Source organism: Brevibacterium yomogidense, assembly GCF_016107685.1.
In the GTDB taxonomy this organism is placed as follows: Bacteria; Actinomycetota; Actinomycetes; order Actinomycetales; family Brevibacteriaceae; genus Brevibacterium; species Brevibacterium yomogidense.
On the sequence record NZ_JABASY010000002.1, the window covers coordinates 533,541 to 549,325 of the forward strand.

Genomic DNA, 15,785 nt, shown 5'->3' on the forward strand with positions numbered 1-15,785 from the left:
GTCCGCTGTGCCCCGCCGCCTCTCGCAGGCGGTGGGCGTGAGAATAGACTGATGGGCGTGAGAATCGTCTTCGCCGGCACCCCGTACGCGGCTGTGCCCTCCCTCGATGCCCTGCACGCGGACCACGAGGTCGTCGCGGTGCTGACGCGTCCCGACGCCCCCGTGGGGCGCAGACGCGTCCTCACGCCCAGCCCGGTGAAGCGGCGGGCGGAGGAACTGGGCCTGCCCGTGCTCGAGGCGGCCCGACTGCGCGGCGAGGTGCTCGATGAGCTCGCCGCACTGGAGGCGGACGCCGTCGCCGTCGTCGCGTTCGGTGCGATCGCGGGCCCGCGCGCACTGGCGACGTCCCGGCTGGGCTGGTTCAACCTCCACTTCTCCCTGCTGCCGGAGTTCCGCGGGGCGGCTCCCGTGCAGCGGGCGCTCATGGCCGGTCGCACCCGCTCCGGCCTCACGGTGTTCCGGATCGACGAGGGGATGGACACGGGGCCTGTCCTGCTCCAGCGCACGCTCGACCTGCCGGCGGCGGACGCCGGCGACGTGCTCGCCGACTATGCCGAGGCCGGGGCCGGTCTGCTCGCGCAGGCCTTCCGCCTGCTCGCCGCGTCCGATGCCTCCCTCGCACCGCAGGAGGGGACGCCGAGCCACGCGGAGAAGATCGACCCGGCTGAGGGTCGGCTGAACTTCGCTCGCACCACCGCCGAGGTGCTGGCCCGGGCCCGCGGAGTCTCCCCGTCACCCGGTGCCTGGTCGCTCATGGACGGCCAGCGGACGAAGCTCGCCGGACTCACCGAGGCCCTGCCGGGCGATCCGCGTCCGGCCCCCGGACGGATCGAGGCGGCACCCGACGGCGCCGTGGTCGGCACCGGGGACGGCGCGGTGCGGCTGGCACGCATCCAGCCCTTCGGCAAGCCGATGCGCGACGCACCCGACTTCCTGCGCGGCCGACCGGATGCGGCCTTCGACGTGCACGACGACCCGAACGGGGACCCACGATGAACGAGCAGAGACGCCGCGACGGCGACCGCGGTCGGCAGGGACGGCACGACGGACCGCCGGGACGTCGCGAGGGGCGGGCACGTCGCGGAGGCAGTTCCGGGCAGGGGGACGGACGCGGCCCCCGTCAGCGGGACGGGCGGGCGCCTCGGCGACGGGGTGCCGACTCCACCGGCGCACGGGACGTGGCGCTCGCGGTCCTCACCGAGGTCGACGAAGCGGACGCGTACGCGAACCTCCTCCTGCCGTCGCGACTGCGACAGGCGGGCCTGGATGCGCGCGACGCCTCGCTCACGACGGAACTGACCTACGGCACGCTGCGCGGACTGGGACTCTACGACGCGGTCGTCGAAGCGGCCGCGGACCGCCACCCCGCGGATCTCGACCCGCGCACAGCGTCGGCCGTGCGCATGGGGGCCCACCAGCTGCTCAGCATGCGCATCGCGGACCATGCGGCAGTCTCCGAGACGGTCGACGCGCTGCGACGGGCCGGCGGCGGCCGCGCGAGCGGACTCGTCAACGCGGTCCTGCGGCGAATCTCGGCACAGGGCCGGGAGGCCTGGCTCACCCAGCTCACTGCGGACCGGAGCCCGGACGACGCCCTCGCACTCACCACCTCCCACCCCGCCTGGATCGTGAGGGCCCTGCGGATCGCACTGCGCGGTCACGGTCGCGGGGGAGACGGACTCGACGACGCGCTTCGGTCCGTGCTCGAGGCGGACAACACCCCGGCGAAGGTGAGCCTCGCGGCGCTGCCCGGACACGCGGACCGTGACGACCTCATCGCCCGCGCGGGCAACGGGGCAGCCCTGACGGCGGGGGACCTCTCACCGATCGGGCTCGTGCTCTCGGCCGGGGACCCGCGCGACGTGCCGGGCGTCTCCGCCGCGACGGTGCGGGTGCAGGACCAGGGCTCCCAGCTCGTCGCCCTGGCACTCGCCCACGCGGACACGGCCGCGTCACCGCGCTGGCTCGACCTGTGCGCCGGACCAGGAGGCAAGACCGCGGTGCTGGGCGGCATCGCCGCCGGCAGGGACGGCCACGTCCACGCGGTCGACTCCTCCTCACACCGCACCCGGCTCGTCGAGGACTCGACGCAGGCCTCCCGCGGCAGTGTCGACATAGCCCACGCGGACGGCCGCACCGTCGGCACGGACCGACCCGGCGAGTTCTCCGGCGTGCTCGTCGACGTCCCCTGCACCGGGCTGGGCGCACTGCGCAGACGCCCCGAGGCGCGGTGGCGCAGGCGACCCGACGACGTCGCGGCACTGGCCCCGCTGCAGTCCGCACTGCTGCGATCCGCGATCGACGCGTGCCGCCCCGGCGGGATCATCGCCTACTCCACCTGCTCACCCCACTGGGCGGAGACCGCCGGCATCGTCGACGAGGCACTGGATTCCGGCGACGTCGCCGTCCTCGACGCACCCGCGGTGCTCGCCCGACTGTCAGGCCGCGCCGCGGACACCTTCGCGTCCGCCTCACGCGGGGACGGCCGCTACGCCCAGATGTGGCCGGACATCCACGGATCGGACGCCATGTTCCTCGCCCTGCTGGTCCGGCGCTAGGCTGGACCCCGTGGGCATACACATCAATCCGAGCATCCTCTCCGCCGACTTCGCGGACCTCACGGGCGAACTGCAGCGCATCAGGAACGCAGACATGGCGCACGTCGACGTGATGGACAACCACTTCGTCCCGAACCTCACGTTCGGCCCGCCGGTCGTCGAACGGATCCACGCGGTCTCGCCGATCCCACTCGACGCGCACCTCATGATCGAGGACCCCGACACGTGGGCGCCGGTGTACGCGGAGATCGGGTGCCAGTCCGTCACCTTCCACCTCGAAGCCGCGGCGGCACCCGTGCGGCTCGCACGCGAACTGCGCGCCGCAGGTGCACGAGCGAGCGTGGCCGTGCGGCCCGCGACCCCCATCGAACCGCTCATCGACCTGCTGCCCGAATTCGACCAGGTGCTCATCATGACCGTCGAGCCCGGCTTCGGGGGGCAGAAGTTCCTGGACGTCTGCCTGCCGAAGATCCGTCGGATGCGCGAGGCGATCAGTGCCTCCGGCCTCGACGTCATGCTGCAGGTGGACGGCGGCGTATCGGCCTCGACGATCGAACGGGCCGTGGACGCGGGCGCGAACGTCCTCGTCGCGGGTTCCGCGGTGTACGGGGCGGATGACGCCGATGCGGCGATCGCCTCGCTGCGGGCGACCGCCGAACGCGTCGCGGAGCACTGAGCCCGTGCAGCTGCTCGACCTCCTCAACACCCCGGTGTTCGTCCTCGCGGGCACACCCGTGCCCTGGTCGGACCTCATCGGGAACATCTGTGCGATCGCCACGGTGTTCCTCGCCCTGCGGCGGAACATCCTGTCGTGGCCCGTCCAGATCACGGGCTCCATCCTCCTGCTGAGCGCGAGCATCGGAGCGGGACTGGGTGGGAATGCCTCGCGTCAGGTCGTCATCATCGCCGCGGCCGTCTGGGGCTGGACCCGCTGGCGGCAGGCGAAGCAGGAGACCGGCGAGATCGAGGTCCGCTGGGGCACCTGGAAGGAGCGGATCCTCCTGCTCGCGTTCCTCGCAGGCGGCACCGCGGTGTTCGGCGCGGTCCTCGCGTGGGGCGGCTGGTCCTGGAACCCGTACCCGGACGCCTACATCTTCGTCGGGTCCCTCGCCGCGATGGTCGCGCAGGGACGCGCCATCGTAGAATTCTGGTTCGTGTGGCTGCTCGTCGACCTCGTCGGCATCCCGCTCGCCGTCATGGGCGGGCTCGTGTTCTCCGGAGCCGTGTACTTCCTGTTCCTCATCATGGTGATCGTCGGCATCATCGACTGGAGCAGACGGTCCCGCCAGAGGATCGCATCCCCCCACGACTACTCTCCCGACGTCTCACGGCCCGACCCCGCATGACCGGCGACGGACGTCTGCACTACCCTGAATGTGTGAAGGACTTCGAATCCCTGTTTGCGGAACTGACCCAGAAGGCACGGACCCGGCCTGAGGGATCCTCGACGGTCGCGGAACTCGACGCCGGCATCCACCAGATCGGGAAGAAGATCGTGGAGGAGGCCGCTGAAGTGTGGATGGCCGCCGAATACCAGAGCGACGACGAACTCGCGGAGGAGATCTCGCAGGCGATCTACCACCTGCAGGTCATGATGATCGCCCGCGGTCTCACGACAGCGGACGTCTACCGACATCTCTGAGCGGTCGTCCCGCACACCGCACCCCGGTCGCCCACCCACCAGGAGTCCCATCCCATGCTTCGCATCGCGGTGCCCAACAAGGGCACCCTCTCCGAATCCGCCACCACCATGCTCCGGGAGGCGGGCTACAAGCTGCGCACCAACGCGAAGACACTCGTGAGCCGCGACGACACGAACGGCATCGAGTTCTTCTACCTGCGCCCCCGCGACATCGCCGTCTACATCGGGGAGGGGATCCTCGACCTCGGCATCACCGGGCGGGACCTGCTCCTGGAGTCGGAGGCTGGTGCGCTCGAGACCCTGCCGCTGGGCTTCGGCCGGTCCCGCTTCCACTACGCGAGCCCTGCCGGGACGTTCACCGACGTCGACGAGCTCGAGGGGAAGCGGATCGCGACGAGCTATCCCGTCCTCGTGAAGAAGGACCTCGACAACCGGGGGATCGACGCACGCACAGTGAGCCTCGACGGCGCGGTCGAGGTCTCGATCGAGCTGGGTGTCGCGGACGCCATCGCGGATGTCGTGGAGACCGGCACGACACTGCGACAGGCGGGCCTGGAGACTTTCGGTGAGCCGATCATGCGGTCCGAGGGCCTGCTCGTCGCACCGAAGGAGCGCTGCGACCTGTCGGAAGCCGCGCAGGTGGTCGTCCGCCGGCTCGAGAGCGTCATGGTCGCCCGCAGCTACGTCATCGTCGACTACGACGTGCCGGTCGAGAAGCTCTCCGACGCCGTCGCGGTGACCCCCGGTTTCGAGTCTCCCACCGTCTCTCCGATGCGCGACCCCGAATGGGTCGCCGTGAGGTCCATGGTGTCCGCCGACGCCCAGCACACCGTCATGGACCAGCTGTACTCCGTGGGCGCCCGAGCGATCCTGGTGACGAACATTGCTGCCTGCCGCGTCTGAGCCGGGGAAGGCCGTCTTCCGACCGCGGATGCTCCGCGTCGTCGGCCTGATCCTCGCACCCGTCGTCACCGCGTCCTTCGTCGCACTCGCCATTGCGCTCACCGTCATGGAGTGGCCCGGCTGGAAGCCGGAGATCGACACGATCTGGATGGTGGGCCTCGGCGTCGTCATCTCGGCCATCCTCCTGCGGTTCGCCTCGATCGTCGCGAAGGCGGACGAGGACGGCCTCTTCGTCCGCAACATCGTCGCGACGCGCAGATACGAGTGGAGCCAGATCGTGAGCGTCTCGTACTCCGAGGCGCTGGGCGACTCGTGGGCGAACCTCAGCCTGTCCGACGGCTCGACCGCCGCTGTCATGGCGATCCAGGCGGCCGACGGCCCGCGCGCACGGGAGGCGACAGAACGATTGCGTATCCTCGTAGACGAGCACACCCCATCCGGAGGCACCACGTGACAATCCCCCAGACCCCACGCAGCGCAGGACCCCTCGCGGGCACCGTCGTCGTCGACCTGTCCCGCGCCCTCGCCGGCCCCCACGCGGGGCAGATGCTCGGCGACCTGGGCGCCCGCGTCATCAAGGTCGAGAACCCCGGTTCCGGGGACGACTCCCGCAGCTGGGGGCCGCCCTTCGCGGGCCCCGAGGACGACCCGCAGTCCACCTACTACCTCTCCTGCAACCGCAACAAGGAGTCCATCGCGCTCGATCTCAAGAGCGACGACGGTGCGGAGACGCTGCGCAGGCTCATCGGGAGGGCGGACGTCCTCATCGAGAACTTCCGCTCCGGTGTGCTGGACCGGCTGGGCTTCTCCACCACCACGATGGCGGAGCAGAACCCCCGCCTCGTCGTCCTGTCGATCACCGGATTCGGCCACGACGGGCCGGAATCCTCACGGGCCGGCTACGACCAGATCGCGCAGGGTGAGGGCGGGCTCATGTCGATCACGGGCTCCGGCCCGGACGACTTCCAGCGGGTGGGCGTGCCGATCGCGGACCTGCTCGCGGGCATCCACGGCGCCTACGGTGTGCTCGCCGCACTCCTGGAGCGCGAGCGGACCGGCCGGGGGAAGGTCGTCCGCACCTCCCTCATCGCGGGCATGGTCGGCATCCACGCCTTCCAGGGCACCCGGGCGACGATCGGCGGGATGACACCGGAGCCCGGCGGCAACCACCACGCCACTCTCGCCCCCTACGGGCTCTTCGCGTGCCGGAACGGTGCGGTGCAGATCTCCGTGGGCAACGAGAAGATGTGGCTGCGCTTGTGCGAGGCCTTCGACATCGACTCCTCCGACCCCCGCTTCGCGACGAACGGCGACCGCTTCGCACACCGCGCGGCGCTCATCGAGACCATCGAGGACCGCTTCTCCGCGTACGAGGCGGAGCCGCTGCTCGTGAAGCTGTCCGAGGCGGGCATCCCGGCCGGGGTTGTGAGGACGCTGCCGGAGGTGTACGAGTGGGAGCAGGCCCTGTCCCAGGGCCTCAAGGTCTCTGCCGCGCACCCGACGATCGGCGACATCGACCTGCCCGGACCGCCGCTGCGGTTCTTCGACGCGGACGGTTCCGGGGAGACGGAGACGACCGTGACCGAGCACCTCGCACCGCCGCGGCTGTCCGAGCAGGAAGCGACCATCCGCGAATGGCTGGAGGGCTGAGATGGCCAAGCGCCTGAGCTCGCGCGAACTCATCGACCGCGTCGTGGACCCGGGCAGCTTCACGTCGTGGGACACGACCCCGATCGTCCCCGCCGGCGGGATCGACGACGACTACGCGGCGGAGCTCGCCGCGGCGCGTGAGAAGTCCGGGGTCGACGAAGCGGTCATCACCGGCGAGGGGCTCATCCACGGTCGTCGTGTGGCGATCGTGGCGTGCGAATTCCGGTTCCTCGCCGGGTCGATCGGCACGGCGGCCGCCCAGCGGCTCGTCGAGGCGATCGAGCGGGCGACCGTCGAGGGGCTGCCCGTCCTCGCCGGGCCGTCCTCCGGCGGCACACGGATGCAGGAGGGCACTGTCGCGTTCCTGTCGATGGTGAAGATCACCGCGGCAGTGGTCGCCTACAAGAAGGCGCGCCTGCCGTTCCTCGTCTACCTGCGCCACCCCACCACGGGTGGCGTCTTCGCCTCGTGGGGGTCCCTGGGCCACGTGACCGTGGCGGAGCCCGATTCCCTCATCGGCTTCCTCGGGCCGCGGGTCTTCGAGCAGCTCTACGACCGCGAGTTCCCCGTGGGGGTCCAGTCGGGGGAGAACCTCCAGCGACACGGCATCATCGACGCCGTCCTGGGGCCTGACCGCATCCACGACACGGTGGCCCGGGTGCTCGACGTCCTCATGGGCGCACGCGAGCTGCCCGCGCGGGTGCAGGATCCGGACTCACGCCCCGCGGAGCCCGACGAACGGTCCGCGTGGGACATCATCACGGCCTCCCGGCGGCCGGAGCGCCCCGGCGTCCGCGATCTCCTGCGCCACGGGGCGACCCACGTCCTGCCGCTGCGCGGGACCGGGCAGGGGGAGAAGGACCCCGGCCTGCTCCTGGCGATCGCGAAGTTCGGATCCGCCCCCTGCATCGTGCTCGGGCAGGACCGGTACCGGCAGCATGCGCGCGAACCCATGGGACCCGCGGCACTGCGTGAGGCCCGACGAGGCATGCGTCTGTCGGAGGAGCTCCGCATCCCCCTCGTCACGATCATCGACACGCCCGGTGCGGCGCTGTCGAAGGAGGCGGAGGAGGGCGGACTCGCGGGTGAGATCGCACGCAGCCTCGCCGACCTCATCGACCTGGACGCTCCCAGCGTCTCCGTCATCATGGGTGAGGGCTCCGGGGGCGGTGCGCTCGCGCTCATCCCGGCCGACCGTGTCCTGTCCGCCCAGAACGGGTGGCTCTCCCCGCTGCCTCCGGAGGGGGCCTCCGCGATCGTCCACCGCGACACCGACCACGCCGCGGAGATGGCGCAGGCGCAGAAGGTCCAGTCGGCTGAGCTCGTCGCCGCCGGCATCGTCGACCGGATCGTCGCGGAGCCCGTCGACGCGTCCGACGATCCGCGCGGCTTCATCGACCGGCTGTCGAAGACGCTCGAGTTCGAGATCCTCGAACTCATGCGCACGCCCGAATACCTGCGTGCGGGCACCCGGGTCGCGCGCTACCGGGAGCTGGGACTGTGAGCACCGCCGTGCGCGTCATCCCGTGCCTCGACGTCGACGCGGGTCGTGTCGTCAAGGGTGTGAACTTCGCAGACCTGCGCGACGCGGGCGACCCCGTCGAACTGGCGCACCGCTACGACGCGCAGGGCGCGGATGAGCTCACGTTCCTCGACGTCACCGCGACGACCGGGGACCGCTCCACGACGTACGACATGGTCACCCGCTGCGCGGAGCAGGTCTTCATCCCACTCACCGTGGGCGGCGGCGTGCGCTCTGTCGACGACGTCGATCGGCTGCTGCGCTGCGGGGCGGACAAGGTCGGCATCAACAGCGCCGCGGTGGCCCGCCCGGAGCTCATCGGCGAGATCGCCCAGCGGTTCGGCAGCCAGGTGGTCGTGCTGTCCGTCGACGCGCGCCGTGTCCCGGACGGGGAGGCGCCGACGGCCTCGGGCTACGAGGTCACGACGCACGGCGGCCGGAAGGGCACCGGGATGTGCGCCGTCGAATGGTCACGGCGCGCCGCGGAATCCGGTGCGGGGGAGATCCTGCTCAACAGCATCGACGCGGACGGGACCAAGGCGGGCTTCGACCTCACGATGCTGCGCGCGGTCCGTGCGGCGGTCCAGGTGCCCCTCATCGCGTCCGGAGGCGCCGGATCACCGGCACATTTCCCGCCCGCGGTCGTTGCGGGTGCGGACGCCGTGCTCGCCGCGAGTATCCTGCACTTCGGGGACACCACCGTCGGGGAGATCAAGGAGGAGCTGCGCCGTGCAGGCCACGAAGTCCGGTGAGGAGCGGTCGTCCGCAGAGGATCAGCGTGCCGCTGAGCAGGCCGCTGTCGCCGCGCTCGTCTTCGACGCGCGCGGGCTCCTGCCCGTGATCGTCCAGGAGGCGACGACGAGGGACGTCCTCATGCTCGCGTGGGCGAACGCCGAGGCGGTGCGCAGCACCCTCGCCACCCGCCGGGCCACCTACTGGTCCCGGTCCCGGTCCCAGCTGTGGGTCAAGGGGGAGACCTCCGGTCACGTCCAGCATGTCGTGTCCGTCGCCGCCGACTGCGACGGGGACACGCTGCTCTACACCGTCGAGCAGACGGGTCCGGCCTGCCACACGGGGACGCAGACGTGCTTCACCACGAGAGAGCTGTCATGAGACGCACACCCAGCCGCGACGACTTCTGCGCCCGCGGCGCACACCACCGCATCGTCCCCGTGCACACGACCGTCCTCGCGGACACGGAGACGCCCCTGTCCCTCTACCGGCGGCTCGCGGAAGGCCGGCCCGGCGGGTTCCTCCTCGAGTCGGCCGCGCAGGACCAGTGGAGCCGGTACTCGTTCGTCGGCCGCGCTCCCGTCGCCACGCTCACGGAGGTCGACGGCGAAGCGGTGTGGCTGGGCACGCCTCCCGCGGGCCTCCCGACCGACGGCGACCCCCACGAGGCGCTCGCGGCGGCGCTATCCGAACTCGCCGCGGAGCGCACGGACCACGGGCTCCCGCCGATGGTGTCGTCCTTCGTCGGCTACTTGGGCTGGGACTCCGTACGGCGCTTCGAGGACCTCGGCCCCAGCCCGCTGCCGGAACACCCGGTGCCTGAACTCTCGATGTCGATCCCCGGCGACGTCGCGATCCTCGACCACTTCACGTCCCGCCTCACCCTCGTCGCCAATGCGGTGAACGTCGACGGCCGGGCGGAGGGCGTCGAAGCGGCCTATGATGCCGCCGCCGCACGCCTCGAGGCGATGCTCACCGATCTCGCCGTGCCGCTGTCCCCGTCGCTGGCCGTCCACGGGTCTCCGGAGCCGGAGGTGAAGTCGCGCACGCACGCCGACGACTACCTCGCAGCGGTCGCGGCGGCGCAGCAGGACATCGTCGACGGCGAGATCTTCCAGGTGGTCCTGGGGCAGCGGTTCGACACGGAGATCGACGCGTCGGCGACCGACGTCTACCGCATGCTCCGCGCGTCGAATCCCAGCCCCTACATGTACCTGCTCGACGTGCCGGTGCCGGAGGGCTCGCCGCTCACCATCATCGGCTCCTCGCCGGAGGCCCTCGTGACGGTCACGGACGGGGTCGTCACGACGCACCCGATCGCCGGGACACGGCCCCGCGGCGCCCACGCCGACGAGGATCGCATGCTGGCTGCCGACCTGCTGTCGGACGAGAAGGAGCGGGCCGAGCACCTCATGCTCGTGGACCTCGCCCGCAACGACCTCGCGAAGATCAGCCGTCCAGGCTCCGTCGACGTCGTCGAATTCATGGAGATCGAGACCTACAGCCACGTCATGCACATCGTGTCGACGGTGACCGGGCTGCTGCGCGACGGCGTGACGGGCCTCGACGTCCTGCGCGCCACCTTCCCCGCGGGCACCCTGTCCGGCGCTCCGAAGCCGCGCGCGCTGTCGATCATCGACCGTCTCGAGCCGACGGCGCGCGGCGTCTACGGCGGCGTGGTCGGCTACCTCTCGTTCACCGGCGACCTCGACGTCGCGATCGCGATCCGCACGGGCGTGCTGCGCGACGGACTGCTCACGGTGTCCGCCGGTGCCGGCATCGTCGCGGACTCCGACCCCCAGTCCGAACTGGAGGAGTGCCACCGGAAGGCGGCGGCGGTGCTGCGTGCCGCAGCCGCCGCGCACACGCTGCGCTCACCGCTGGACCCGCCGCCCGCTCCGGTGGAGGGGCAGCGATGACGAAGGGCAGGAGCGTCGTCGCACTCCTCGCACTCGCGGGGATCCTCTGGATCCTCGCCACGCGGTCGTGGGGAGTCGACGCACCCGGCGCGGCCACCGGACCGTCCGGCGTGGCCGAGGTCTCCGGGGACGACGCAGCGTCGCACCCCGTCCTCACCGCGTGCGCCGCGGTCCTCGCGGTCGCGTCCCTCCTGCTCGCGATGCTCGGCCGCATCGGCAGGATCGTCGTCTGCGTCCTCATCGCCGCGGTGGGCGGCGGCGCGATCCTCACAGCCCTGTCCTCGTCCGCGCCCGCCGGGACCGTGTGGCTCACCGCCGCCGCCGGGGCAGCGGTCGTCGCCGTGGCCGTCTGGACCGCGGTGGTGAGTCCCCGGTGGCAGGTGTCCGGACGGTACGACCGTCAGGCCGACACCTCGAATGTCTCGGACGACGACGATCCGGCGGCCGCGTGGGACGCTCTGTCGCGCGGAGAGGACCCGAGCTGAAGCACGACGCGCGACGTGCAACAATATCCGCATAAGCATCCGACCCCTATCCCGCGGGCTCGCCCCGCCAGCCGAGGAGTGACATGAGTACGACAGTCCGCAGTGGAGCCCCCGACCTCGACCAGGCATCGATCGACTACGACCTGGTCAAGGACCCCGGCCACGGCAACACCCCGGCCGCCTGGATGGGTGTTTTCCTCATGCTGCTGGGTGGCACGATCCTCGCGATCGGCTTCGTCCTCGACCTGGACGTCCTCACCTACGGCGGCCTCGCCGTGGTCGTGGCCGGCCCGATCGTCGGCCTCATCATGCGCGCCGCCGGCAAGGGCAAGCCGCGTTCGTGACGGTTCTCGACGACATCATCGTCGGCGTCCGCGAGGACATCGAGACGCGCAAGCGCACGCGCTCGCTCGCCGATGTCCGTCAGGCCGCCGCCGACGCTCCGCCGGTGCGCCCGTTCCCGCCGGAGTCCGGCTTCGGCCTCATCTGCGAAGTGAAGAGGTCGTCGCCGTCGAAGGGGGCACTCGCGGACATCCCGGACCCCGCGGCTCTCGCAGCCGCGTACGCATCAGGCGGCGCTGCGGCCGTGAGCGTGCTCACGGAGCAGCGCCGGTTCGGCGGATCGCTCGCGGATCTCGACGCCGTCCGCGCCGCGGTGGACGTGCCGGTGCTGCGCAAGGACTTCATGGTCGACGAGTACCAGTTCCATGAGGCGCGCGCGCACGGGGCTGACATCGTCCTCATCATCGTGGCGGCACTCGACGACGCCCAGCTGGAGGACCAGCTGGCGCTCAGCGCCGCGCTGGGCATGAGCGCCCTCGTGGAGACCCACACGGTCGAGGAGCTCGAGCGTGCGACAGAGGTCGGCGCCAGCCTCGTCGGCGTCAACACCCGCAACCTCAAGGACCTGAGCGTCGACTCCTCGCGCTTCGCGCAGCTGGCGGCCCACGCGCCCCCCGGAGCCGTGCTCGTCGCGGAATCCGGGGTGACGGGTGCGGACACCGTCGCCGAATACGCTCGGGCCGGGGCCCACCTCGGCCTCGTCGGCGAAGCGCTCGTCACCGGAGGGGATCCCGCAGCCGCAGTCGCCTCCTTCACCGCGGCAGGGCGCGCCGCGCGTCCCTGACACGTCCGCGCCCGTCCGCCCGCCCAGGCCTCGAGGCCCCGTCCACGTCACCAGGAGCCGTCCCATGATCGAGCAGTTCTCCCGACCCGACTCCGCGCTGCCGCAGGGACCGCGGTTCGGCGAGTTCGGAGGGCGCTACATCCCCGAAGCCCTCGTACCCGCCTGCGCAGAGATCGAGGAGGCGTTCGGGAAGGCCGTCCTCGACGAGGAATTCCGACTGGAGTACAGGCGTCTGCTCGACGAGTACGTCGGCCGCCCCAGCCTCCTGAGCGAGGCCGCACGCTTCTCCGAACACGCCGGAGGCGCGCGGATCCTGCTCAAGCGGGAGGACCTCAACCACACCGGCAGCCACAAGATCAACAACGCACTCGGTCAGGCCCTGCTTGCGAAGCGGGTCGGGAAGACCCGCCTCATCGCAGAGACGGGGGCGGGACAGCACGGCGTCGCCACCGCGACCGCCGCAGCCCTCATGGGCATGGAGTGCCGGATCTACATGGGCGCCGTCGATGTCGAACGACAGGCCCTCAACGTCGCCCGCATGCGCCTGCTGGGTGCAGAGGTCACAGCTGTCGACGCCGGATCGCGGACCCTCAAGGACGCTATCAACGAGACGTTCCGCGACTGGGTCGCGTCCGTGGAGTCGACGCACTACGTGTTCGGGACCGTCGCGGGGCCCCACCCGTTCCCGGTGCTCGTGCGCGAGTTCCAGCGGATCATCGGGCTCGAGGCCCGCGCCCAGGTGCTCGAACGGACCGGGGCTCTGCCGGACGCGGTCGTCGCCTGCGTGGGCGGCGGCTCGAACGCGATCGGCCTCTTCCACGCGTTCATCCCCGACGAAGGGGTGCGCCTGCTCGGCTGCGAGGCCGCCGGCGACGGGATCGACACGCCCCGCCATGCCGCGACGATCACGAAGGGGACCGTGGGGGTGCTGCACGGAGCGAAGTCGTACCAGCTGCAGGACGAGGACGGTCAGACGCTCGAGAGCCATTCGATCTCCGCCGGCCTCGACTACTCCGGGGTCGGACCCGAGCACGCGTGGCTCCACGCGAGCGGGCGCGGCGAGTACCGTCCGGTGACGGACGCGCAGGCGATGGATGCGTTCAAGCTGCTGTGCCGCACCGAAGGCATCATCCCGGCGATCGAGAGCTCCCACGCCCTCGCCGGGGCGATCGACCTCGGACGGGAGCTGGGCCCGGAGGCGACGATCCTCGTGTGCCTGTCCGGACGGGGCGACAAGGACGTGACGACTGCCGGACGCTGGTTCGGCTACCTGGACGAGACGGGAGAGACGGAATGAGTGCTGAGGACGTCGAGGGCCGCGGGACCGCCGCCGTCCTCGCGAGCGCCCGCGCGGAGGACCGTGCCGCGCTCGTCGGGTATCTGCCTGTCGGCTACCCGGATGTGAGGGGCTCCGTCGATGCGGTCCGCGCGCTCGTGGCCGGCGGCGCGGACATCGTCGAAGTGGGCATGCCGTACACGGACCCCGGGATGGACGGGCCGGTCATCGAAGCGGCATCCGTGCAGGCACTGAACCGCGGCGTGCGCGTCCGCGACGTGTTCACCGCTGTCGAAGCAGCCGCGGACGCCGGTGCGACTCCGGTGGTCATGAGCTACTGGAACCTCGTCCTCCACTACGGAGTGGAGGCCTACGCCCGCGATCTGTCCGCTGCCGGCGGTGCAGGCATCGTCACGCCCGACCTCATCCCCGAGGAGGCGGATGAATGGATCGCAGCCTCCGACGCACACGGCCTCGACCGCATCTTCCTCGTCGCTCCCTCGTCGCCGCCGGACAGGCTGTCCGCGGTTGTCGCGGCGGCCCGCGGCTTCGTCTACGCGGCTTCGACGATGGGTGTGACGGGCACCCGTGAGGACGTGGGCGACAAGGCTGAGGGACTGGTCGCGGACACTCGTGCCGCCGGTGCGCGCAACGTCTGCGTCGGGCTCGGCGTGTCCACCCGTGCACATGCGGCGGAGGTGGCGCGCTACGCCGACGGTGTGATCGTCGGCTCTGCCCTGGTCCGTGCACTCGCGGATGGCGGGCCCTCCGCCGTCGAACGCGTCGCCGCGCAGTTCGCGGAGGGCGTGCGTGACTGATCTCCTCGCCTCCCTCCCGTCTCCCACGTGGAGCGGATTCGACATCGGACCGGTGCGGATCCACGCGTATGCGCTGTGCATCCTCCTGGGCATCGTGCTCGCACTGTGGCTCACGAATCGTCGATGGCAGTCGCGGGGCGGGACCGAGGACGACCTCTGGACCCTGGCGATCTGGGCGATCCCTGCGGGGATCATCGGCGGTCGGCTGTACCACGTCTTCTCGACACCTGCTCCGTATTTCGGGCCGAACGGCGACCCCGTCGCCGCGCTCTACATCTGGAACGGCGGCCTGGGCATCTGGGGCGCCGTCGCGCTGGGAGTGCTCGTCGTCCTGCTCATCTGCCGCAGGCACGGATTCCGCTTCACCTCCTTCCTCGACGCCGCCGCGCCCGGCCTGATCCTCGCGCAGGCCGCCGGTCGATGGGGCAACTGGTTCAACCAGGAGCTGTTCGGCGCTCCCACCGACCTGCCGTGGGGACTCGAGATCGACCGGGACAGCCCGACCTGGCCGGACCCGTCGATTCCGGCGGACACTCTCTTCCACCCGACATTCCTCTACGAATCGCTGTGGAACGTCCTCGGCTGCCTGGTCCTCCTCTGGGCGGGCCGCCGTCTCTCCCTGTGGCGCGGACAGGTCTTCTTCCTCTACCTCTGCTGCTACACGCTGGGCCGCGTATGGATCGAAGCGCTGCGCATCGATGACGCGGAGCACATCCTGGGCCTGCGCCTGAACGTGTGGACCTCCATCCTCGTCTTCGCGATCGGAGCACTGCTCCTCACACTGTCGCGCATGAAGCACGGCGGGGGACGCGACACGGCCTACACCGACGATCGGCCGCGGGACAGCGGCTCGGAAACCGACGGCCCACCCCGTACCGCGTCGGGTGCCGACGGCGGGCCGGGAACCGGCGACGGGTCGGCCCGTCGCACCACGGCGGAACCGCCCACGGAGGGAAGGCAGCGCGGCGACCGACCCGGGGACGGCGGCACCGTCACACGCGGCGCGGAGGAGGACGAGCCCCGGCAGCGCCCGCGCGGTTTCGGGTTCTTCGGGGCTGTGACGTCCGCGATCTCGATCGTCCCCCAGGTCACCGGGCGGTCTGATCCTGAGACGGGACGCGACAGGGGAGGATCCGGGGCGTAGACCCCCGATC

18 protein-coding genes are annotated in these 15,785 nt (G+C 71.2%); all 18 read left to right on the plus strand.

What is annotated here, in order from left to right; all coding sequences use genetic code 11:
• Positions 1-57: 57 nt before the first annotated feature.
• The 18 genes from fmt to lgt all read left to right on the plus strand — a co-directional run bounded on the left by fmt (position 58) and on the right by lgt (position 15,775).
• On the plus strand, positions 58-996 hold the full coding sequence (gene fmt, locus JFC09_RS06750; protein ID WP_198393218.1) for a methionyl-tRNA formyltransferase: 939 nt from the start codon (positions 58-60) through the stop codon (positions 994-996).
• Positions 993-2,558, plus strand: a complete 1,566-nt coding sequence (locus tag JFC09_RS06755; RefSeq protein ID WP_198393219.1) for an RsmB/NOP family class I SAM-dependent RNA methyltransferase — start codon at positions 993-995, stop codon at positions 2,556-2,558. Before fmt ends, JFC09_RS06755 begins: the two co-directional genes overlap by 4 nt.
• A 10-nt stretch (positions 2,559-2,568) precedes the next feature.
• Positions 2,569-3,234, plus strand: a complete 666-nt coding sequence (gene rpe, locus JFC09_RS06760) for a ribulose-phosphate 3-epimerase (protein ID WP_198393220.1) — start codon at positions 2,569-2,571, stop codon at positions 3,232-3,234.
• A 4-nt stretch (positions 3,235-3,238) separates the two neighbouring features.
• Entirely contained in the window at positions 3,239-3,904 is a 666-nt protein-coding gene (locus JFC09_RS06765; RefSeq protein ID WP_198393221.1) for a nicotinamide mononucleotide transporter family protein, read from the plus strand.
• Positions 3,905-3,936: 32 nt separating this feature from the next.
• Positions 3,937-4,200: a phosphoribosyl-ATP diphosphatase gene (locus JFC09_RS06770; RefSeq protein ID WP_198393222.1), complete on the plus strand. Its 264-nt coding sequence runs from the start codon at positions 3,937-3,939 to the stop codon at positions 4,198-4,200.
• 54 nt (positions 4,201-4,254) lie between these two features.
• Positions 4,255-5,103 carry an ATP phosphoribosyltransferase gene (hisG, locus tag JFC09_RS06775; RefSeq protein WP_198393223.1) on the plus strand — a complete coding sequence of 283 codons (849 nt, stop codon included), beginning with the start codon at positions 4,255-4,257 and terminating at the stop codon, positions 5,101-5,103.
• Between the two features lie 28 nt (positions 5,104-5,131).
• Positions 5,132-5,557: a PH domain-containing protein gene (locus JFC09_RS06780; protein WP_232483223.1), complete on the plus strand. Its 426-nt coding sequence runs from the start codon at positions 5,132-5,134 to the stop codon at positions 5,555-5,557.
• Positions 5,554-6,753, plus strand: coding sequence for a CaiB/BaiF CoA transferase family protein (locus tag JFC09_RS06785; protein WP_198393225.1), 1,200 nt, complete (start codon positions 5,554-5,556; stop codon positions 6,751-6,753). Before JFC09_RS06780 ends, JFC09_RS06785 begins: the two co-directional genes overlap by 4 nt.
• A 1-nt stretch (position 6,754) precedes the next feature.
• Positions 6,755-8,257, plus strand: a complete 1,503-nt coding sequence (locus tag JFC09_RS06790; RefSeq protein ID WP_198393226.1) for a carboxyl transferase domain-containing protein — start codon at positions 6,755-6,757, stop codon at positions 8,255-8,257.
• On the plus strand, positions 8,254-9,027 hold the full coding sequence (gene hisF / locus JFC09_RS06795; protein WP_198393227.1) for an imidazole glycerol phosphate synthase subunit HisF: 774 nt from the start codon (positions 8,254-8,256) through the stop codon (positions 9,025-9,027). Before JFC09_RS06790 ends, hisF begins: the two co-directional genes overlap by 4 nt.
• Positions 9,005-9,388, plus strand: coding sequence for a phosphoribosyl-AMP cyclohydrolase (hisI, locus tag JFC09_RS06800; RefSeq protein ID WP_198393228.1), 384 nt, complete (start codon positions 9,005-9,007; stop codon positions 9,386-9,388). The genes hisF and hisI overlap by 23 nt, the downstream gene beginning before the upstream one ends.
• Entirely contained in the window at positions 9,385-10,926 is a 1,542-nt protein-coding gene (locus JFC09_RS06805) for an anthranilate synthase component I (RefSeq protein WP_198393229.1), read from the plus strand. Before hisI ends, JFC09_RS06805 begins: the two co-directional genes overlap by 4 nt.
• Positions 10,923-11,411: a Trp biosynthesis-associated membrane protein gene (locus JFC09_RS06810; RefSeq protein ID WP_198393230.1), complete on the plus strand. Its 489-nt coding sequence runs from the start codon at positions 10,923-10,925 to the stop codon at positions 11,409-11,411. The genes JFC09_RS06805 and JFC09_RS06810 overlap by 4 nt, the downstream gene beginning before the upstream one ends.
• A gap of 83 nt (positions 11,412-11,494) precedes the next feature.
• Positions 11,495-11,755, plus strand: a complete 261-nt coding sequence (locus JFC09_RS06815) for an HGxxPAAW family protein (RefSeq protein WP_198393231.1) — start codon at positions 11,495-11,497, stop codon at positions 11,753-11,755.
• Positions 11,752-12,537, plus strand: coding sequence for an indole-3-glycerol phosphate synthase TrpC (gene trpC, locus JFC09_RS06820; RefSeq protein ID WP_198393232.1), 786 nt, complete (start codon positions 11,752-11,754; stop codon positions 12,535-12,537). Before JFC09_RS06815 ends, trpC begins: the two co-directional genes overlap by 4 nt.
• A 64-nt stretch (positions 12,538-12,601) precedes the next feature.
• Complete coding sequence (gene trpB / locus JFC09_RS06825; protein ID WP_198393233.1) at positions 12,602-13,834, plus strand: tryptophan synthase subunit beta; 1,233 nt, start codon at positions 12,602-12,604, stop codon at positions 13,832-13,834.
• Positions 13,831-14,631: a tryptophan synthase subunit alpha gene (trpA, locus tag JFC09_RS06830; protein ID WP_198393234.1), complete on the plus strand. Its 801-nt coding sequence runs from the start codon at positions 13,831-13,833 to the stop codon at positions 14,629-14,631. The genes trpB and trpA overlap by 4 nt, the downstream gene beginning before the upstream one ends.
• Positions 14,624-15,775, plus strand: coding sequence for a prolipoprotein diacylglyceryl transferase (gene lgt, locus JFC09_RS06835; protein WP_408610943.1), 1,152 nt, complete (start codon positions 14,624-14,626; stop codon positions 15,773-15,775). The genes trpA and lgt overlap by 8 nt, the downstream gene beginning before the upstream one ends.
• Positions 15,776-15,785 lie beyond the last annotated feature (10 nt).

Coding starts and splice junctions, on each gene's coding strand:
- trpB (WP_198393233.1), top strand. CDS start 12,602: ATGATCGAGCAGTTCTCCCGACCCGACTCCGCGCTGCCGCAGGGACCG.
- JFC09_RS06755 (WP_198393219.1), top strand. CDS start 993: ATGAACGAGCAGAGACGCCGCGACGGCGACCGCGGTCGGCAGGGACGG.
- JFC09_RS06790 (WP_198393226.1), top strand. CDS start 6,755: ATGGCCAAGCGCCTGAGCTCGCGCGAACTCATCGACCGCGTCGTGGAC.
- JFC09_RS06780 (WP_232483223.1), top strand. CDS start 5,132: ATGCTCCGCGTCGTCGGCCTGATCCTCGCACCCGTCGTCACCGCGTCC.
- JFC09_RS06805 (WP_198393229.1), top strand. CDS start 9,385: ATGAGACGCACACCCAGCCGCGACGACTTCTGCGCCCGCGGCGCACAC.
- JFC09_RS06815 (WP_198393231.1), top strand. CDS start 11,495: ATGAGTACGACAGTCCGCAGTGGAGCCCCCGACCTCGACCAGGCATCG.
- hisG (WP_198393223.1), top strand. CDS start 4,255: ATGCTTCGCATCGCGGTGCCCAACAAGGGCACCCTCTCCGAATCCGCC.
- trpA (WP_198393234.1), top strand. CDS start 13,831: ATGAGTGCTGAGGACGTCGAGGGCCGCGGGACCGCCGCCGTCCTCGCG.
- JFC09_RS06810 (WP_198393230.1), top strand. CDS start 10,923: ATGACGAAGGGCAGGAGCGTCGTCGCACTCCTCGCACTCGCGGGGATC.